Raw genomic sequence first — 18,302 nt, forward strand, 5'->3', positions numbered from 1 at the left:
TCCGATGAACGCGATTTCTCCTATCACCACCACGCTCAAGGACTGGGAATCGGACCAGGAAGTCCGTTGGTGTCCGGGCTGCGGCGACTATGCGATCCTCAAGGCGGTGCAGCGCACCCTGCCGGAACTGGGCGCGGACCCGGCCAAGACGGTGTTCGTTTCGGGCATCGGCTGTTCCAGCCGTTTCCCCTACTACGTCGAAAGCTATGGCTTCCACACCATCCATGGCCGCGCCCCGGCCGTGGCGACCGGAATCAAGCTGGCCAATCCGGAACTGGATATCTGGCTGGTCACTGGTGACGGTGACGGGATGAGCATCGGCGGCAACCACACGATGCACCTGCTGCGGCGCAACCTGAACTGCCAGGTGCTGCTGTTCAACAACGAGATCTACGGCCTGACCAAGGGCCAGTACTCGCCGACCAGCCGTGAAGGCACCCACAGCCCGACCACGCCGCTGGGCTCGGTCGACCGGCCCGCGCTCCCCTGCGCTTTTGCCTTGGGTGCCGGTGCCCGCTTCATTGCCCGCGGGTTCGACGTGTCGAAGCATCTGCCGGACGTGCTCAAGGCCGCCTATGCCCACAAGGGCGCGGCCTTCGTGGAAATCTTCCAGAACTGCATCGTGTACAACAAGGACCGGTTCGACGATTTCGCCGCCCCCAAGGGTGCCGAAGATCGCCAGCTCTGGCTCAAGAACGGTGAACCGATGCTGTTCGGCAGCGAGAAGACCGGCGGGGTCAAGGGTATCGCGCTCGACCTGGCCAAGCTGACGCTGAAGGTGGTCGACGTTGTCGATGGCGACTGGCAGGCCGCCGGGGTGATCGTGCACGACGTTACCAACCGCTCGATTGCGCACATGCTGGTCGAAATGCCGTTCGGTCCGTTCCCGATGGCGCTCGGCGTCATCTACGACGATCCGCGCCCGACCTATGAGGACGCGGTCCTGGGTCAGGACGCCAAGGCCCGCGAAGGCAAGAACACCGACCTCGCGCGCTTGCTGGCCAAGGGCCAGACCTGGACGGTCAGCGAAGGCGGGCCTGAGCTTTAATTCTAAAACAATGGTTTAATTGATTTTCTCACGCAAAGACGCGAAGACGCGAAGATGTTGCGTCTTGAGGAAATCGAAGCATTGGCCCGGACAGTCGTCGATTGCGGTTACCACCTGCATCGAGAGATTGGTCCGGGCCTTTTGGAATCCGTCTATCAGGCAATGATGATTGCCAGCATTCGCGAACGCGGGTTGCAAGTCGCAAGCGAAGTATCTGTTCCGATAAGGTATAAAGGCGTTGTCATCGACAACGCTTTCAAAGCCGACTTGATCATCGAGAACAAGCTTCTGATCGAACTCAAGTCCACAGAGCGAACGAGTTCCGTCCATGCGAAGCAGGTTTTGACCTATTTGCGCCTCTTGCAGATGCCGCTTGGCCTTTTGATGAATTTCGGCCAATCCACATTCAAAGATGGCCTCCAGCGGATCGTAAACGATCACCGCTGAACAAGCCTGTTGCAGAACATCTTTGCGCCTTTGCGGCTTTGCGTGAGTATCAAATGGACAATCTCACCCATTCCATGATCGGCGCGGCCTTGGGGCAGGCGGGGCTTAAGCGGAAGACGGGGCTGGCCATGCCCGCGCTGATCATCGGCGCGAACCTGCCCGATCTGGATGCGGGCTGCGTGGTCTATGGGGTCGAGAGCCTGGCCATGCGGCGCGGCCTGACCCATGGGCCGATTGCCCTGGCCCTCCTTCCGCTGCTCTTGGCAGCTTCGCTCTGGTGGTTCGACCGGTGGCAGGCGAGGCGCGGCAAGCGGCCCGAAACCCGGCCTGCCGTGCACTTCGGCTGGCTTGCCGCGCTCTGCTATCTGGGCACGCTCAGCCACCCGCTGTTCGACTGGTTCAACAGCTATGGCATTCGCTTGCTCGAACCGTTTTCGTCCCGCTGGTTCTATGGCGATACCCTGTTCATCATCGACATCTGGATCTGGATTGCCCTGGGCGTCAGCCTGTGGCGATCACGCCTGTGGGAGCGGGCGGGGAAGGGCAACTGGTCCCTTCCAGCGCAGATCGGACTGACCGTCCTGGCGCTCTATGTCGGCGCTAACATCGCCATCAGCCGCGCCAGCGCCGCTGCGGTCCGCGCGTTCGATCCGCAGATTGAGCTGGCCGTCTCCAATCCGGTGCCCTTTGCGTTCTGGCGGCGTGAAGTCCTGTGGCGGTCCGGTGATGGCTTTTACGGCACGATCACCTGCGATTTCGCGCAGTGCCAGCGCTACCCGCGGATCATCCGCAAGACGGCCATGGATGACCCGCGTATCGCCGCCTGGGCCAAGGGCGATCCTGCGGCGGAGGCGTTTCTGTTCTGGAGCCGGATGCCGGTCGCCGAAACAGGCCCAAAGGGCATATTGCTGAAGGACCAGCGCTTCATGGATAGCCCCGCCAGAAGTAATTTCACGGTTGAACTGAAGCCCCGCTGATGAGCATTCCAAGTCTAGTCTGGCTGCGCCGCGATTTGCGGCTGGCCGATCATGCCGCGCTGGTGGCCGCCTGCTCGGCTGGGCCGGTTGTGCCGGTCTATGTGCTGGACGACGAAACCGCCGCGCACCGCCGCATGGGCGGGGCCAGCCGGTGGTGGCTGCACCATTCGCTCGCCGCGCTGGATGCGGCTCTGCGCGCGAAAGGCTCGCGCCTGATCCTGCGCCGGGGCAAGAGCGACGAAGTGCTGGCCGCTCTGGCCGAAGAGACTGGCGCGCGCGAGGTTCATGCGCTGCATCACTACGAACCGTGGTGGCGCAATGCGGAGCGGGCCGTTTGCAAGCGGCTGACGCTGCACTTGCACCACGGCAATTACCTCGCCCCGCCGGGAACCGTGCTGAACGGGTCGGGTGCGCCGTACAAGATCTACACCCCGTTCTGGCGCGCGCTTAACGAGCGGCTGCCGCCTGCGCCCCCCTTGCCTGAACCGCGGTCGATTCCCGCGCCCGAAACCTGGCCGGAGAGCGATGCGCTGGAAAGCTGGAACCTGCTGCCGACCAGCCCGGACTGGGCCAGCGGCCTGCGCGACGAATGGACTCCGGGGGAGGCGGGGGCGCTGGAGCGGCTGGAGCAATTCGTCACCCGCGCGGCCAAGTACGAAGCGCGACGCAACCTTCCGGCGGTGGAAGGCACCTCGCGCCTGTCCGGCCATCTCGCCTTCGGGGAGATTTCGCCTGCCACGATCTGGCGCCGCGTGGCCGATCTGGGCGGATCGACGGCCACGTTCCTGGGCGAACTGGGCTGGCGCGACTATGCCCAGAACGTGATCCTGCAATTGCCGGACTATGGCGCGCGCAATGCCAAGGCGGAATTTGACCGCCTGGCGTGGCGCAGCGGGCCAGAGGCAGAGGCGGACCTGGCCGCGTGGCAGCAGGGCCGCACCGGCTATCCCATCGTCGATGCCGGAATGCGCCAGTTGTGGCACACCGGCTGGATGCACAACCGCGTGCGGATGATCGTGGCCAGCTTCCTGATCAAGCACCTGCTGATTGACTGGCGGCGCGGCGAGGAGTGGTTCTGGGATACCCTGGTCGATGCCGATTACGGCCAGAACGCCGTCAACTGGCAGTGGAGCGCGGGCAGCGGCGTGGACGCCAACATGTTCGTGCGGATCATGGCTCCGCTCAGCCAGTCGGACAAGTTCGACGCGGGCGAATATATCCGCCGCTGGGTGCCGGAACTGGCCCACTTGCCCGACGCCGCGATCCACGATCCCCCGCTGCCGGTACGCGGCTATCCGCGCAAGCTGGTCGACCATGCCGAGGGGCGGGCAAGGGCGCTTGCCGTTTGGGCCACACTGAAAAGCTGAAGGTCAGCGCCAAGTCAGCAAACGTCTCGCGACACTGCGCTTTTACACCAAACTTGTGAAAAGTGGTGCCCGGAGGCGGATTCGAACCACCGACACGCGGATTTTCAATCCGCTGCTCTACCAACTGAGCTATCCGGGCATCGCCTGAGCTGCGATCCGATGGACCGGCCAGCGACTGGAAGCGCGCCTATGGCGAAGCTAAGCGCGCTTGGCAAGAGGGTTTCAGGCCTTTCCTTCTTCTTCATCAAAAGCAGGCGGGCCGGGGATCGCATATCCGTCGTCCAACCAGCGCACCAGGTCGCGGTCCTTGCAGCGGGTCGAGCAGAACGGACTGTGTTCCTCGCGGCGCGGTTTGCCGCAGACTGGGCATTTGCGGGTGTTCGTCATAGCGCCACCGCCTGCGCGAAAGCGGCCTGCGGTGCAAGACCCTCCACTTCATTCCAGCGGATAGCGCGCCCGGTGCGGCGGACGAGTTCCTCCTCCCACGCGGCAGAAACAGCTGCGCGTACCGCGGGGGAAGCTGTCAGCAAGAGCGCGCCGGGTTCAGCTACAATTTCCGCGCGGCGCAGCAACAGGCGTGCTGCGGCTTGAGCGGGCGAAAGCGCAAAACGGTGGAGGATCGAGGGCCGCTCCAGGCGGGCAACCAGATGGACCAGGCCAAACCCGTTCATCGCGGTGCGTTCATGCGCCCAGCCGGACAGGGCGGCAGCCAGAGCCTCATCCACCGCCTTGCGGTCTGCCTTTTCGGCCAGGGTGGGAAAGTCGATGCCGATGGAGCCGGCGAGGTCCAGCCGCTGTATGGCAGCTGCCAGTGCGGGAACTGCTGCCAAGGCCAGGGCGCGCGGGGGCAGGTCGCCATCGATGTCGATCACGGTCAGGGCCGGGGTGGGGGTGATGGTCAGCGAGCCGCCGGGGAATGCAACATCGCCGCCGAAGGCTTCGCTGGCAATGTCTTCCCAGGCTCCCGCCGGAAAGCGTGCCACGCGCTTTGCCCGCAGCGATTCGGCCAGGCTGGGGGCAGGGCGCTTGGCCTCGTCCGTGGGGCGGGCCTGGGCGCGTTTGAAGCGGCCCCGTTCGGCCATGGCGGCGCGCGTGATCTTGAGACGGATTGCTGCGCCTTCGCTGACGTCGCGGGGCAGGCCGTCAACCAGCGCTTCCGCGCCGCTCGGGAAGCGGGCCGTGCCGCGCTTCGACCCAGCAGTGCGGGAAATCAGGACAGCATCATCGACCAGGCCCGCTTCGAGCCCGCCGGGCCAGCGCAGGCACGCTGCGATGACATCTGCGCCGCGAAGCAGGATCGCGCGCTCCTCGCCGATCCCTTCCTCGACCAGCCAGTCAGCCAAGGGGGAAGCCCGCCGCTTTGAGCAGGGCGCGGGTTTCGAACAGGGGTAGGCCCATGACGCCCGAATGGCTGCCGCCGATCCAGGCAATCAGTCCTTCGGCGCTACCCTGGATGGCATAGCCGCCCGCCTTGCCGTGCCATTCGCCGCCCGCGATATAGGCGTCAATCTCTGCGGCGGAGAGCGGCTTGAACCGGACGATCGTTTCAGACAGGCGTTCGCGCAGGGTGCCGTCAGGATACTTCAGCGCAACGGCGGACAGCACGCGGTGGCGGCGGCCTGACATGAGTTCCAGGCACTGGCGCGCAGTGGCTTCATCCTCGGCCTTGGGCAGGATGCGGCGGCCCAGCGCAACCACCGTGTCGCCGGCGAGGACGAAGGCTCCGTCGCCGGCAATGGCATGGGCCTTTTCGCGCGCCATGCGCACGGCATAGGGGCGGGGCTGCTCGTTCTTGTGGGGGGTTTCGTCAATCTCGGCAGCGGCGATGCGCGCGGGTTCGATCCCCAGCCGCGCGATCAGTTCGCGGCGGCGCGGGGACGAGCTGCCAAGTATCAGGGAAAGGTCGGACAAATCAGCCGAACTGGCCAGGGCCGCCACGGCCCGGCATGAAGCGATAGGTGATGCGGCCCTTGGTCAGGTCATAGGGCGTCAGTTCAACCAGAACTTCGTCGCCGACCAGGACGCGGATGCGGTTCTTGCGCATCTTGCCAGCAGTGTGGCCAAGGATTTCGTGATCGTTTTCCAGGCGGACGCGGAACATCGCATTGGGCAGCAGTTCAACCACTGTGCCGCGCATTTCGAGTAGTTCTTCTTTCGCCATTCGCGCCTGTATTCCGTATCAGTTTGGTGTGATTGCCGCGCGCCATAGCGGCGGAATGGCAAAAAGGGAAGCCTTACGCGCGTCTGCCCCTTTGCATCTGCGAAGCGACAATTTGATACGACGGGCGGCATTGCCTTGGCCACCGGGCTGCGCCAGTGACGGGGCGGGGGAGGGGTTTGTTCAATCCGCACAAGTACAAGCGAGTTCCCGAAGATCATGCGAAACCTGACAGCTCTACCACTGGTGCTTGCCCCCAGCCCTGCCATTGCCGCAGAGCCGGAGGCGCAGCAGCAGAGCACCAGCGCTGCGATCAGCCAGGCCGCTGACCAGGCGGCTGAGGATGAGTCGCGCGGTCTGGACGAAGGCGATATCGTGGTCGTCGCCACCCGTATCGGGGGGCAGATCGACGCGCCGCAAGCACCGATTGCGACCTTTGACGAAGCCGAGATTCAGGCGCTGGGCGCTTCTTCGGTGACCGAGCTGCTGGCCCGCGTCAGCCCGCAGACGGGTTCCGGCCGCGGCCGGGGCGGCGGGGGGCAGCCGGTGGTGCTGGTCAATGGCCAGCGCATCACCAGTTTCCGGGAAATGCGCAACTACCCGCCCGAAGCGATCAAGCGGGTGGACATTCTGCCTGAGGAAGTGGCGCTGCGGTTCGGTTTCCCGCCCAATACGCGGGTGGTCAACATGATCCTGAAGGACAGCTATTCCAACCGCCGGGTCGAACTGGACCATGCGATCCCCACGCGCGGCGGCTTTGGTCAGACGGAGCTTGAGGCGACGGTACTCAAGATCCAGAAGCTCAACCGCTTTACAGTTACCGCCAGCATCGATGACACTACGCCGCTGTTCGAAAACGAGCGCGGCCTGATCCAGCAGAGCGGTTCGCGGCCGACTGTCCTCACCGATCCCGATCCGGCAGCCTATCGCTCGCTGGTGGCGGATTCGCGCAGCTATGGCCTCAACGCCGCCTGGACCAAGGGGCTGGGTGAGAATGGCACGGGCGGAGCGCTGACAGTCAGCGCCGAGGCGAACCGCAGTGACAGCCTTGCCCTGTCAGGGCTGAATACCGTGTTGCTGCGCGGTCCGATCGGGGCCGAAGCCTTGCGCAGCCTGCCTGGCGGGCTGGAGCGGGTGACGCGCAGCACTACCCTGGCAGCGGGGCTGGGTTACAACGCAATTCTCGGGCGTTGGCAGTTCACGGCCACCCTGGACGGCAATCATGGCGAGACGCGCAGCCGGTTTGATCGCCGGGCCGATACCTCTGCGCTGGTTGCCCAGGCTGCTGCCGGAACTCTGCCAATCACCGGGCCGCTGCCCGCGGTTGCCGATGCCGGGTTCGATACCACGACGAGCAATACCGATAGCATGACCTCGCTGGTGACCATGGTGGGCCGTCCGCTGCGGCTGCCGGGCGGGGAAGTCAGCACCACGTTCAAGGCGGGCTATGGCTGGTCGGGGATCGACAGCACCGATACCCGCAGCACCGCCGGCCCAGTCAGCTTGTCGCGCGGCGATCTCTCGCTGGGGACCAACCTGGCGATCCCGCTCACCAGTCGGCGCGAGAACTTCGGGGCGGGTGTGGGCGACATCACTCTGAACCTCAGCGCCGGGTGGAACCACCTGACCGACTTTGGCGACCTGACCGACTGGAGCGCGGGCCTGACCTGGGCTCCGACTGAAAAGCTGAACCTGCAAGGCAGCTATATCGTCAACCAGGCCGCGCCCGGTCTGTCTCAGCTGGGCAATCCGCAGACCGTTACGTTCAACGTGCCGGTCTATGACTTCAGCACCGGTCAGACCGTTCTGGCCAGCGTGATCGGCGGAGGAAATCCGCTGTTGCAGCGCGAACAGCAGCGCGACATCAAGCTCTCCGCGACCTGGACCCTGCCGTTCCTGCAAAATTCCAACCTCCTGGTGGAATGGTTCCGCAATCGCTCCAGCAATGTGACCGCGTCGTTCCCCTTGCTGACGCCCGAGATAGAGGCCGCGTTTCCAGGCCGCGTGACGCGGGATGCGAATGGCCAACTGCTCTCCATCGATCAGCGCCCGGTGACCTTCGCCAGCCAGGAAAGCTCGCGCCTGCGCTGGGGCCTGAACCTGTCCGGCGCCCTGACCAAGCAAGCCGAAGGCGGCCCGGGTCCGCGCGCTGGCGGAGGAGGGGGAAGCGGTCCGCGCGGCGGTTTCATGGGGCCGATGTTCGGCGGCGGACGGGGCGGCGCTGGCGGGCGCTGGAGCCTTGGCCTCTACCACACGGTCCAGTTCCAGAACGAGGTACTCGTCGCGCCCGGTGGTCCGGTGCTGGACCTGCTGGACGGCGATGCCCTGTCCACCAGCGGCACGCCGCGCCACTCGCTCGAATTCAATGGCGGACTGTTCTACAAAGGCTTTGGCAGCTTCCTGCAAGGCAGCTGGAACGCGCCGACGCGGCTGGATGCCAGCGGCCTTCCGGGAACGAGCGACTTGCGCTTTGGCAGCGTGACCAATGTGAACCTGAACCTGTTCGCCGAACTTTCGATGATGCCGGGCGTGGTCAAGGCGGTCCCCTTCCTGAAGGGAACGCGCCTCTCGCTGCGGTTCCAGAACCTGTTCGATTCCGTGCAGAAAGTGACGGACGCCAGCGGTTCGGTTCCGCTGTCCTATCAGCGCGATTACCTCGACCCGCGCGGGCGGATCATCGAGGTGGAACTGCGCAAGTCGTTTTAAGCGAACCTGCTGGACTTGAACCAATATTCGTCATTGCGAGCGCAGCGAAGCAATCCAGGGCGGTTTGCGTCGGCACTGGATTGCTTCGTCGGCTCTGCCTCCTCGCAATGACGATGGTGTAGGGCGGTACCTTAGTGGAACACGCCAATGATCAGGTGCAGCGTCAGCGCGATAAGGCAGAGGCTGGAGAGCGAGAACAGCAGGAAGCGCACGGCCACCTTGTTCACGGTCGATTGCCAGATCGAATGAACGATGCGCAAGGCCACATAGGCCCAGGCCAGCGTGGCGTTCAGGCCGTCGCCCTGGCCGATCATGGCCAGTGCCAGCGCCACGGCATAGAACACGGTCGGCGCTTCGTGCAGGTGGTTGTAGTTGTGCGCCTTCCACTGCACTTCGCGCGGGATCAGGCCTTCCAGCATTGCGCCGGTCCAGCCCTGATCGGCACCCGGCTCGTTCGACTTGGGCAGCTTGTTGATCGCGGGAATCCGGGTGGCGTACATCCAGATCCACATGATCATGGTCCAGCCGGCCAGGACGGCCAGCGGCTTCAGAATTTCCATGGCATTCTCCCCCTTTTTCGCGCGGCTCGGCTCAAGCCGGTCCGCGTGGGGAGAGGTTGGTTCGCGCCGCCACCAATGTCAAACGCAACTAATCCTGCGCCGCCAGGACCTTGGCAAATTGTGCCGCATCGGTGTTGCCGCCGGAGAGGATGATCGCAGTCCGTCCGTCCAGCGGCACCTTTCCGGCGAGGGCCGCAGCCAGAGCTACCGCGCCGCCCGGCTCTACAACCAGGTGAAGATGGCTGAAGGCCCAGCGCTGCGCCGCGCGTACTTCTGCTGGCGAGACGGCCAGGCCATAGGGGCAGCGCTCCTTCAGGATCGCAAAGTTGATCGGCCATGTGGCAATCGTCTGGAGCGCATCGCAATCGGTGGGCGGCGCGTCGGTCGGCACGCGCTGGATCTCGCCACTCGCCAGGCTGCGCGCAATGTCATCCCAGCCTTCCGGCTCAACCGGAATGATTTCGGCATCCGGGCAGGCGAGGGCCAGGCCTGCGGTAAGTCCCCCGCCGCCGCAACAGGCGACGATCCGGCTGGGGCCAGGCAGGCCTCGCTCGGCCATTTGCTGGGCAATCTCGATCCCGGCGCTGCCTTGCCCCTCGATCACCCAGGGGTCGCCATAGGCATGGACCAGCGTCGCACCAGTCTCGTCGATCAGCCGCTGCGCCACCGCGTCGCGGTCTTCCCCGCCGGGCCGGTCATAAAGCACGACCTTGGCCCCCATAGCGCGGGTTGCCTCAAGCTTAACTTGCGGGGCATCGACCGGCATGACGATGGTCGCCGCAATTCCCAGCCGCCGCGCGGCCCAGGCGACGCCCTGTGCGTGGTTCCCGCTGGACACGCCCACGACGCCTCGCGCGCGCTCTTCCTCGGTCAGGTCGCTCAGCCGGTGCCAGGCGCCGCGAATCTTGAACGCCCCGATGGGTTGCAGGCATTCCGCCTTGAACCAAACCGGGGTGCCGCCGATTTCCCCCTCGATTAAAGGTGTTTTCGGCAGAAGTTCGGCTATCTTGGCGGCGGCGCGTCCTACCCCTTGGGGAGTCGGAGTTCGCATTTGTTGTGCGGTCATGAAACAATCCTATATGCGCGCAATTCTGCGGCAAGGAGATTCGAGCAGTGAGCAAGGTTCTGGTGATCGGCGCGGGCGGTGTAAGCTCGGTCTGCGTGCACAAGATGGCGATGAACGCCGGGATTTTCAGCGAGATTCACCTCGCCAGCCGAACCAAGGCAAAGTGCGACGCGATCGCCGCCTCGGTGAAGGAACGCACCGGCCAGACGGTCCAGACCTATGAGATCGATGCCGAGGAAGTGCCCGCCCTGACTCGCCTGATCGAACAGATCGCGCCTAAGCTGGTGGTCAATCTGGCGCTGCCCTATCAGGACCTGCCGATCATGGACGCCTGTCTGGCCGCCGGCGTCAATTACCTCGACACCGCTAACTACGAGCCCAAGGACGAGGCGAAGTTCGAATACAGCTGGCAGTGGGCCTATCACGACCGGTTCAAGGAAAAGGGCCTGATGGCGCTGCTGGGTTCAGGCTTTGACCCGGGCGTGACCAGCGTGTTCGCCATGTGGCTGAAGAAGCACAAGCTGAAGACGATCCGCCAGCTCGACATTCTGGACTGCAACGGCGGCGATCATGGCCAGGCCTTTGCCACCAACTTCAACCCGGAAATCAACATCCGCGAAGTGACCGCTCCGGCGCGTCACTGGGAGAACGGCCAGTTCGTCGAAACCCCCGCCATGTCGAAGAAGGTCGCCTTCGACTTTGAAGGCGTGGGCCAGAAGAACATGTACATGATGTACCATGAGGAGCTGGAAAGCCTGGCCAAGTTCCTGCCCGAACTGGAGCGCGCCCGCTTCTGGATGACCTTCGGCGATGCCTATATCACCCACCTGACCGTGCTGCAGAACGTCGGCATGACCCGGATCGATCCGGTGGTCTACCAGGGCAAGGAAATCGTGCCGCTGCAGTTCCTGGCCGCCGTGCTGCCCAAGCCGGAAACGCTGGGCCCAACGACCAAGGGCAAGACCAACATCGGCGACATCGCCACGGGCGAGGCGCTGGACGGTTCGGGTGAAAAGACCTTCTACATCTACAATATCTGCGACCACGAAGACGCCTATGCCGAAACCGGCAATCAGGCGATCAGCTATACCACGGGTGTCCCGGCGATGATCGGCGCGGCCATGATGCTGACCGGCGCATGGAAGGGCGAGGGCGTGTTCAACATGGAGCAGATGGACCCCGATCCGTTCATGGACATGCTCAACACCCAGGGCCTGCCGTGGCAGGTCAAGGAACTGGCTGGCCCGGTCGAGTTCTGATCTCAGATGACTCTGGCTGCTCGCGATATCCTGAGTGATTGCGAGACTATACTTGAAATGATGGAGGTGGAGACCAATCCAAAGCGACTTCGCGTTCTTTGGATTGGCGCTCTAGCGATACTGCGAATGGTCGGCCATATCTTAGATAAAGTCGATTGCAGTGATCCCAAAATTAGATTGGTAGTCGATGAGAAATGGTCCGATTTAAAATGCGAACCAATATTTTCGAAATTCATCGAAAAGAGGCGAAATCTTGCCATTAAGAAAGGTGAAGTTGGTCTGCGTGGCGAGAGTGAGATAACTGTCTTGATTCAATCGAATAGTTCCAGACCTACCGTGGCAACATTTCAAGATTGCTTGTTTATGCCGCTGGAAAGTGGATTTCGAGCAGGCGAGGATGGGCGAGATGTTTATCGTGATGCAATTGACTGGTGGGACGCCGTGCTTGAAGAGATTGAGAGTGTTTGAATAATGGAAACCAGAGCCGGCGATCCGGGCGCATTTGCCCACTTTGACCTTTCCCGCGTGGATAGCCCCAGCTTCGTGGTCGATGCCGCGCGGCTGCGGCAGAACCTTTCCATTCTGGCCGACGTGCGCGACCGGGCGGGGATCAAGTTGCTCTCCGCGCTCAAGGCTTTTTCGATGTGGTCGACCGCGCCGATTGTCGGGGAGTATCTCGACGGAGTCTGCACCTCGGGCCTGTGGGAAGCGCGCCTGGCCAGCGAGTTCTACGATGGCGAGATTGCCACCTATTGCGCGGCCTACAAGCCAGAGGACCTGGACGAGATCCTGCGCCTGTCGGACCACGTGATCTTCAACTCCCCGCAGCAGATCGTGCGGTGCAGCGCGATCATCGAGGCGGCGCGGGCGCGGGGCGAAAGCTTTGACATTGGCCTGCGGATCAACCCGATGCACGCCGAGGGGGAGGTGCCGCGTTATGACCCTTGCGCCCCGCATTCGCGCCTGGGCTTTCCGATCGACCAGCTGACCGACGAGCATATCGAGCTGATCGACGGCATCCACATGCACACGCTGTGCGAGCAGGATTTCGAGCCGCTCCACCGCACCTGGGACGTCGCCTTCGATTATCTCGAGCCGTGGTTCGGCCAGTTCAAGTGGATCAACCTGGGCGGCGGGCATCACATCACCCGGGCCGATTACCAGCGCGACGAACTGGTCGAATTCCTGAAAGACCTGCGCGAGGACACCGGCGCTGAAGTCTATCTGGAGCCGGGCGAGGCAGTCGCGCTTGACGCCGGCATCCTGGTCGGCACGGTCCTCGATCTTGGTTACAACGGCATGCCAGTGGGGATCACCGACATTTCCGCGACTTGCCACATGCCAGACGTGATCGAGGCACCCTATCGCCCGGCCATGCTGGGTGAACTGCCGCAGGTCGATACCGAGATCGACGAAGGCGCGGGCGGGGCGGTGCGGCTCGGTGGTCCGTCGTGCCTCGCAGGCGATGTCATCGGCGATTACCGTTTCGCGCAGGGGCCGCAGGTGGGACAGCGCTTCGCTTTCCTCGACCAGGCGCATTACTCGATGGTCAAGACCACGACGTTCAACGGCGTGCCGCTGCCGTCGATCTGGCTCTGGGACAGCGAGACGGACAGCCTGGAATGCATCAAGCGGTTCGGATACGAGGATTTCCGGGATCGGTTGAGCTGAGTTTTATTGGCTCACACGAAGACACGAAGAGGTTTTGTTTTCGGCAGCGTGGCGTGCTTTGGCTGCGTGTTGCTTTGGTGCTGATCTCGTAAAATGCTCACACGAAGGCACGAAGACACGAAGAGGTTGCGCTATTCGCCGAAGGCGTTTGCCAATCCTTGGTCGAAGCAAGTTCCACCGTTTGAATGAAAAACGGCTTCGCCGAAAGCACAGAATCTTAGCGTCTTAGCGCCTTTGCGTGATAATCCTGCGACATCGCCTCCAACTCTCCGCACCGAACACCAGGCAGCCCAGCCGAAACCGCAACCCCTTCATGTCTTCGTGTCTTCGTGTGAACAAACACTGGCACAACGCCCCCATTTGCTTATCCTCGCCGCAAAAGGGAGAGAGCAATGCCGGACAAGATCCTCGGCGCGCACACGTCTGACCCCACCGTCATGGGCTGGATGGAAGGCCTGCCTCCGCCGCCGGAAAAGCGGCTGGCCTGGGCGCGGGCGGATCACATGCGCTTTCCGACGCACCGCTATGCCTATTCCCACATGCGCGAATTTCTGCCCACGGTGCGGGTGGGGCGGGGCGGCCCGGTGTGGGAACTGCCGACCGCGCCGCGGGGCGACCTGGACGGCATCAGCTTCAAGACTCTGACCGACGGGCGCGAAATGACCTGGGCGGAATCGCTCGCCGCCAATTTCACCGATGCGATCCTGGTGCTGCACAAGGGTGCGATTGTTTATGAACGCTATTTCGGGGTTACCCGGCAGGACACGCCGCACATCGCTTTCTCCGTGACCAAAAGCTTTGTCGGCACCTTGGCCGAAATGCTGGTTGTCGAAGGGCGACTCGATCCCGCCGCGCCGATGGGCGACCTGATTCCGGAACTGCGCGGCAGCGGGTTTGCCGACGCGACTCTGCGCCAGGTGATGGACATGACCACCGGCCTCGATTTCTCGGAGGAATATACCGATCCCACATCCGGCATCGGCGCCATGAGCAATGCCCTGGGCCTGACCCCGCGCGCACCCGGCTATTCCGGCGCGACAGACGTTTATGCCTTCCTGCCGACCATCGCCAAGGCAGGCGAGCATGGCGAGCGGTTCACCTATCGCACCTGCAACACCGAAGTTCTCGGCTGGCTTGTCGCGCGGACCGAGGGCAAGCGAATCGAGCGCGTGCTGAGCGAGCGAATCTGGCAGCCGCTGGGCATGGAACAGGACGCCGATTTCCTGATCGACTCGACCGGAATGCCCTTTGCCGGTGGCGGCCTTAATCCGGTGATCCGCGACATGGCCCGCTTCGGCGAAATGATGCGCTGCGACGGAGCCGGAAACGGCGCGCAAATCGTCTCTGGCGCTGCGGTCGAATCGATCCGTGGCGGGGGCAGCAAAGAGGCCTTTGCCAAGGCTGGATATGTCTTTCTGCCGGACAGTTCCTATCGCAGCCAGTGGTGGATAATACCCGGAAATCACGGAGCTTTCTCGGCCCGGGGCATTCACGGTCAGGTGATCTATGTCGACCCTGCGGCAGAGATGACCATTGCCCGCTTCGCCTCTCACCCGGTGGCTGCGAACTCTGCCCTGGACCCCACTTCGCTGCCTGCCTATCGGGCCATGGCGGAGCACCTGATGCGGGGGTGATTTTCACTTGCAGTTCACCTGCGAATCTCTATAGCGACCCCCCGCTGCCCCAAGGGGACTTCCAATAACCGCAAGGCAGCCTCGTCTTCGTGTTACCTGGCCGTCAGGCCTATTGGGGGTCCCTTGAGTTGCACAGCTATCCTGACGCATCGGCAGTAGTTCGCGCCCTTTCGCCCGACGAACCCGTCATCCTCAATCGCCCGCATGCCGCAGCACGCGCCGCCCGTTTCTTTGCTGAGAAGTTTCCGGGCAAGTCGCTCTATGCGGTAAAGGCCAATCCGTCGCCGGAACTGCTCCGGGTCCTCTGGGCTTCTGGCGTGACCCATTACGACGTCGCTTCCATTTCGGAAGTGCGGCTGGTGCGCGAAACGCTGCCCGATGCCGTGCTGTGCTTCATGCACCCGGTAAAGCCGGCTGGCGCGATTGCCGAGGCTTACAAGCTCCACGGCGTGCGCACCTTCAGCCTGGACAGCCACGAAGAGCTGGAAAAGATCGTCAAGGCGACTGCCGCTGACGATGGCACTCCGGTCACGGACCTGCGCCTGTGCGTTCGCCTGCGCGTTTCGTCCGACTATTCGGAGCTCAGCCTCGCTTCGAAGTTCGGCGTCGACCTGGTTGATGCGGCCGCGCTTTTGCAAGCCACCCGCCAGGTCGCGGACTGGCTGGGCGTGTGCTTCCACGTCGGTTCGCAGGCCATGACCCCGTTTGCCTATGTCCAGGCAATGGAGCGGGTCCGCGCCGCGATTGTCGATGCCTCGGTCACGGTCGATATCGTCGATGTCGGTGGCGGCTTCCCGTCGATCTATCCGGGCATGGAACCGCCGCCGCTGGAAGACTACTTCGGCGTGATCCACCGCGCGTTCGAATCGCTGCCGGTGTCCTATTCGTCCGAACTGTGGTGCGAGCCGGGCCGGGCCCTGTGCGCGGAATACAATTCGATGATCGTGCGCGTGGAAAAGCGCCGCGGCGATGAACTGTATATCAATGACGGTGCCTATGGTGCGCTCTATGACGCGGCACATGTCGGCTGGCGCTTCCCGGTGAAGAGCCTGGCCGAGGACCGCGTGGATGCCCTGGGCACCTATTCGTTCTACGGCCCGACCTGCGACGATGCCGACTATATGGAAGGCCCGTTCCTTCTGCCGGCGGATATCCAGCCGGGCGACTACATCGAAGTCGGGATGCTGGGAGCCTATGGTGCGGCCATGAAGACCCGCTTCAACGGCTTTGGCACCGGCAGCGTCGTCACGGTCGACGATGAACCGATGCACAGCCAGTATCGCGGTGACCGCCGCGATCCGCGCCAGAGCGACAACGTCGTCTCGCTGCGCTGATCGAAGTCACAGCAAAAAGAAAAGGGCGGCCCCGCAAGGAGCCGCCCTTTCTGTTTGCGTTCGGGTTAAATCAGGCTGCGCCGCGTCCGATTACCCAATAGACCAGGAAGCCGATCAAGGCAGCGCCGAGGGCCCACCACAGCCAACCCAGGCCGGAGCTCTGCTCCTGCTCCTGGCTGGCACTGGCAGCCTGCGCGCTGGGCTGAGGCGCGGGGACTGGCGCAACGACAACAGGCTCGGGCGCAGCGGCCGCAGCTGCCGGTGCCGCCTTGGCCTCCACCGGAGCCGCTGCCTTCGCCGAGGCGACCTTCTTCGCGCTCGCTGCGCGCTTGGCCGGAGTGCTTGCGGCAGTTGCTTTCTTCGCTGCTGGCTTTGCCGGTTTCGGGGTCGCCTTGGGTGCAGCCTTCGCAGCAGGCTTGGCGGCCGACTTCGTGGCGCTGGCAGCCTTCACTGGTGCAGCAGCCTTCGGTGTTGCGGGCTTGGTCTTGGCCGGTGCCTTGGCGGCGGACGTCTTCGAGCTCGCAGCAGGTGCCTTTGCCTGGGCCTTGGATGCAGCAGCTTTCGGGGTTGCCGGTTTAGCCGGGGCCTTAGCCGCCGTCGTCTTTGGTTTGGTCTCTGCCGGAGCGGCTTTCTTGGCGGCAGGTTTGCCAGCCTTGGCCGGAGCCTTTTCCTTGCTTGCCATCTTCCCAAATTCTCCCCATCGATCGGCAAGGTCGCGTTGCCGTCGTCTCTCCCACCGGAGACGCGCGGAGAAATTAACCGATTTTAGGCTTGGGTCTAGGACCTAAAAATGTGGTCTCAGGCGGCCAGCTTCAGTTCGAGCCGGCCCCAGATTTCCACCAGCGCGTCGGTCAGTTCCCGCATCATCGCTTCGGTATGGGCCGGGCCGGGCGTAAAGCGCAGCCGCTCTGTCCCGCGCGGAACCGTGGGGTAATTGATCGGCTGAACGTAGACGCCATACTCGGCCAGCAGAATGTCCGAGATCTTCTTGGCCTTGACCGGATCGCCCACCATCAGCGGAACGATGTGCGTGGTCGAATCCATCACCGGCAGACCGGCATCACGGAACATCTGCTTGAGCATGGCGGCAGCCGCCTGCTGGCCTTCGCGTTCGACCGAGCTGGACTTGAGGTGGCGGACCGATGCCAGCACGCCTGCCACCAGAACCGGCGACAGCGAAGTGGTGAAGATGAAGCCCGGCGCATAGGAGCGGATCACGTCGATGATCCGCGAATCCGCGGCGATATAGCCGCCCATGACGCCGAATGCCTTGCCCAGCGTCCCTTCGATGATGTCGATGCGGTGCGCCGCTTCGTCACGATCGGTAATGCCGCCGCCGCGCGGGCCGTACATGCCCACGGCGTGTACTTCGTCGATGTAGGTCAGCGCATTGTACTTTTCGGCCAGGTCGCAGATCGCGTGAATCGGGGCGACGTCGCCTTCCATCGAATAGACCGATTCAAAGGCGATCAGCTTGGGCGTGTCCGCATCTTCGGCGGCCAGCAGCTCTTCCAGATGTTCCAGATCGTTGTGGCGGAACACGCGTTTTTCCGCGCCGGAATTGCGGATGCCGGCAATCATCGAGGCGTGGTTAAGCTCGTCCGAAAAGATCACGCAGCCGGGCAGGATCTTGGCAATGGTCGAAAGCGTGGCATCGTTCGAGACATAGCCCGAAGTGAACAGCAGCGCCCCTTCCTTGCCGTGCAGGTCCGCCAGTTCGCGCTCCAGATCGACGTGGTAATGGGTGTTGCCGCCAATGTTGCGGGTGCCGCCCGAACCAGCGCCGACATCGTGCAGCGCTTCTTCCATGGCGGCGATCACCTTGGGGTGCTGGCCCATGGCGAGATAGTCGTTGGAGCACCAGACAGTGATCGGCTTGGGCCCGTTATGCCCCGCAAAGCAGCGCGCGTTGGGATAGGCACCCTTGTTGCGCAGAATGTCGATGAACACGCGATACCGGCCTTCGGAATGAAGTCGCTCGATCGCCTGATCGAAAATGTGCTCGTAGTTCACTTTGCGAAGTACTCCCGGCTGAGCGCCGCAATTTGGCGCGCTCTACGCCAAGATATGGCCAA

At 63.3% G+C, this 18,302-nt stretch carries 18 protein-coding genes and 1 tRNA gene; 10 read left to right on the plus strand and 9 right to left on the minus strand.

The features are described 5' to 3' along the window. Positions 1–4: 4 nt before the first annotated feature. The 4 genes from ACQKOE_RS00885 to ACQKOE_RS00900 are packed head-to-tail and all read left to right on the plus strand — an operon-like array spanning position 5 to position 3,839. On the plus strand, positions 5–1,048 hold the full coding sequence (locus ACQKOE_RS00885; RefSeq protein WP_374589842.1) for a 2-oxoacid:ferredoxin oxidoreductase subunit beta: 1,044 nt from the start codon (positions 5–7) through the stop codon (positions 1,046–1,048). 54 nt (positions 1,049–1,102) lie between these two features. Next, positions 1,103–1,495 (plus strand): GxxExxY protein, encoded by a 393-nt coding sequence (locus tag ACQKOE_RS00890; RefSeq protein WP_427511151.1) that lies wholly within the window; start codon positions 1,103–1,105, stop codon positions 1,493–1,495. A gap of 53 nt (positions 1,496–1,548) precedes the next feature. Then, positions 1,549–2,472: a metal-dependent hydrolase gene (locus ACQKOE_RS00895; protein WP_427511152.1), complete on the plus strand. Its 924-nt coding sequence runs from the start codon at positions 1,549–1,551 to the stop codon at positions 2,470–2,472. Further along, positions 2,472–3,839, plus strand: coding sequence for a cryptochrome/photolyase family protein (locus ACQKOE_RS00900; RefSeq protein WP_427511153.1), 1,368 nt, complete (start codon positions 2,472–2,474; stop codon positions 3,837–3,839). The genes ACQKOE_RS00895 and ACQKOE_RS00900 overlap by 1 nt, the downstream gene beginning before the upstream one ends. 63 nt (positions 3,840–3,902) lie before the next feature. Here the strand turns inward: ACQKOE_RS00900 and ACQKOE_RS00905 are convergent. From ACQKOE_RS00905 to infA, 5 genes are all read right to left on the minus strand, one after another. After that, positions 3,903–3,978, minus strand: a tRNA-Phe gene (locus ACQKOE_RS00905). A gap of 83 nt (positions 3,979–4,061) precedes the next feature. Further along, positions 4,062–4,226: a DNA gyrase inhibitor YacG gene (gene yacG, locus ACQKOE_RS00910; RefSeq protein WP_427511154.1), complete on the minus strand. Its 165-nt coding sequence runs from the start codon at positions 4,224–4,226 to the stop codon at positions 4,062–4,064. Then, entirely contained in the window at positions 4,223–5,182 is a 960-nt protein-coding gene (locus tag ACQKOE_RS00915; RefSeq protein WP_427511155.1) for a ribonuclease, read from the minus strand. Before ACQKOE_RS00915 ends, yacG begins: the two co-directional genes overlap by 4 nt. After that, positions 5,175–5,750 carry a Maf family protein gene (locus tag ACQKOE_RS00920; RefSeq protein ID WP_374591403.1) on the minus strand — a complete coding sequence of 192 codons (576 nt, stop codon included), beginning with the start codon at positions 5,748–5,750 and terminating at the stop codon, positions 5,175–5,177. The genes ACQKOE_RS00915 and ACQKOE_RS00920 overlap by 8 nt, the downstream gene beginning before the upstream one ends. A gap of 1 nt (position 5,751) precedes the next feature. Next, complete coding sequence (gene infA / locus ACQKOE_RS00925) at positions 5,752–6,000, minus strand: translation initiation factor IF-1 (protein WP_147090742.1); 249 nt, start codon at positions 5,998–6,000, stop codon at positions 5,752–5,754. A gap of 216 nt (positions 6,001–6,216) precedes the next feature. Between infA and ACQKOE_RS00930 the strand changes: the two genes are divergently transcribed. Continuing rightward, on the plus strand, positions 6,217–8,703 hold the full coding sequence (locus ACQKOE_RS00930) for a TonB-dependent receptor (protein WP_427511156.1): 2,487 nt from the start codon (positions 6,217–6,219) through the stop codon (positions 8,701–8,703). Between the two features lie 131 nt (positions 8,704–8,834). On the opposite strand, the gene ACQKOE_RS00935 is transcribed toward ACQKOE_RS00930, so the two are convergent. Then, entirely contained in the window at positions 8,835–9,263 is a 429-nt protein-coding gene (locus ACQKOE_RS00935; RefSeq protein WP_427511157.1) for an MAPEG family protein, read from the minus strand. Positions 9,264–9,351: 88 nt separating this feature from the next. Continuing rightward, positions 9,352–10,329 carry a threonine ammonia-lyase gene (locus tag ACQKOE_RS00940; RefSeq protein ID WP_427511158.1) on the minus strand — a complete coding sequence of 326 codons (978 nt, stop codon included), beginning with the start codon at positions 10,327–10,329 and terminating at the stop codon, positions 9,352–9,354. A gap of 47 nt (positions 10,330–10,376) precedes the next feature. Here ACQKOE_RS00940 and ACQKOE_RS00945 point away from each other — a divergent pair, with 47 nt between their 5' ends. From ACQKOE_RS00945 to ACQKOE_RS00965, 5 genes are all read left to right on the plus strand, one after another. After that, a complete protein-coding gene (locus ACQKOE_RS00945; protein ID WP_427511159.1) occupies positions 10,377–11,588 on the plus strand; it encodes a saccharopine dehydrogenase C-terminal domain-containing protein in 1,212 nt (403 codons plus the stop codon). Between the two features lie 6 nt (positions 11,589–11,594). Beyond that, positions 11,595–12,056: a hypothetical protein gene (locus ACQKOE_RS00950; protein WP_427511160.1), complete on the plus strand. Its 462-nt coding sequence runs from the start codon at positions 11,595–11,597 to the stop codon at positions 12,054–12,056. 3 nt (positions 12,057–12,059) lie between these two features. Further along, complete coding sequence (locus ACQKOE_RS00955; protein WP_374591409.1) at positions 12,060–13,259, plus strand: carboxynorspermidine decarboxylase; 1,200 nt, start codon at positions 12,060–12,062, stop codon at positions 13,257–13,259. Positions 13,260–13,651: 392 nt separating this feature from the next. After that, positions 13,652–14,893, plus strand: coding sequence for a serine hydrolase domain-containing protein (locus ACQKOE_RS00960; RefSeq protein WP_427511161.1), 1,242 nt, complete (start codon positions 13,652–13,654; stop codon positions 14,891–14,893). 128 nt (positions 14,894–15,021) lie between these two features. Then, complete coding sequence (locus ACQKOE_RS00965) at positions 15,022–16,227, plus strand: type III PLP-dependent enzyme (RefSeq protein WP_427511162.1); 1,206 nt, start codon at positions 15,022–15,024, stop codon at positions 16,225–16,227. 70 nt (positions 16,228–16,297) lie between these two features. On the opposite strand, the gene ACQKOE_RS00970 is transcribed toward ACQKOE_RS00965, so the two are convergent. Both ACQKOE_RS00970 and hemA read right to left on the minus strand, forming a co-directional pair. Continuing rightward, positions 16,298–16,909 carry a hypothetical protein gene (locus ACQKOE_RS00970; protein WP_427511163.1) on the minus strand — a complete coding sequence of 204 codons (612 nt, stop codon included), beginning with the start codon at positions 16,907–16,909 and terminating at the stop codon, positions 16,298–16,300. A 116-nt stretch (positions 16,910–17,025) separates the two neighbouring features. Beyond that, positions 17,026–18,240, minus strand: a complete 1,215-nt coding sequence (gene hemA / locus ACQKOE_RS00975; RefSeq protein WP_427511164.1) for a 5-aminolevulinate synthase — start codon at positions 18,238–18,240, stop codon at positions 17,026–17,028. Between the last annotated feature and the right edge of the window lie 62 nt (positions 18,241–18,302).

The organism is Novosphingobium sp. NPDC080210, from assembly GCF_050281025.1.
Lineage (GTDB): Bacteria > Pseudomonadota > Alphaproteobacteria > Sphingomonadales > Sphingomonadaceae > Novosphingobium.

Coding starts and splice junctions, on each gene's coding strand:
- ACQKOE_RS00940 (WP_427511158.1), bottom strand. CDS start 10,329: ATGACCGCACAACAAATGCGAACTCCGACTCCCCAAGGGGTAGGACGC.
- ACQKOE_RS00895 (WP_427511152.1), top strand. CDS start 1,549: ATGGACAATCTCACCCATTCCATGATCGGCGCGGCCTTGGGGCAGGCG.
- ACQKOE_RS00955 (WP_374591409.1), top strand. CDS start 12,060: ATGGAAACCAGAGCCGGCGATCCGGGCGCATTTGCCCACTTTGACCTT.
- ACQKOE_RS00970 (WP_427511163.1), bottom strand. CDS start 16,909: ATGGCAAGCAAGGAAAAGGCTCCGGCCAAGGCTGGCAAACCTGCCGCC.
- ACQKOE_RS00930 (WP_427511156.1), top strand. CDS start 6,217: ATGCGAAACCTGACAGCTCTACCACTGGTGCTTGCCCCCAGCCCTGCC.
- ACQKOE_RS00935 (WP_427511157.1), bottom strand. CDS start 9,263: ATGGAAATTCTGAAGCCGCTGGCCGTCCTGGCCGGCTGGACCATGATC.
- ACQKOE_RS00950 (WP_427511160.1), top strand. CDS start 11,595: ATGACTCTGGCTGCTCGCGATATCCTGAGTGATTGCGAGACTATACTT.
- yacG (WP_427511154.1), bottom strand. CDS start 4,226: ATGACGAACACCCGCAAATGCCCAGTCTGCGGCAAACCGCGCCGCGAG.
- ACQKOE_RS00885 (WP_374589842.1), top strand. CDS start 5: ATGAACGCGATTTCTCCTATCACCACCACGCTCAAGGACTGGGAATCG.
- ACQKOE_RS00900 (WP_427511153.1), top strand. CDS start 2,472: ATGAGCATTCCAAGTCTAGTCTGGCTGCGCCGCGATTTGCGGCTGGCC.
- ACQKOE_RS00890 (WP_427511151.1), top strand. CDS start 1,103: ATGTTGCGTCTTGAGGAAATCGAAGCATTGGCCCGGACAGTCGTCGAT.
- ACQKOE_RS00960 (WP_427511161.1), top strand. CDS start 13,652: ATGCCGGACAAGATCCTCGGCGCGCACACGTCTGACCCCACCGTCATG.
- infA (WP_147090742.1), bottom strand. CDS start 6,000: ATGGCGAAAGAAGAACTACTCGAAATGCGCGGCACAGTGGTTGAACTG.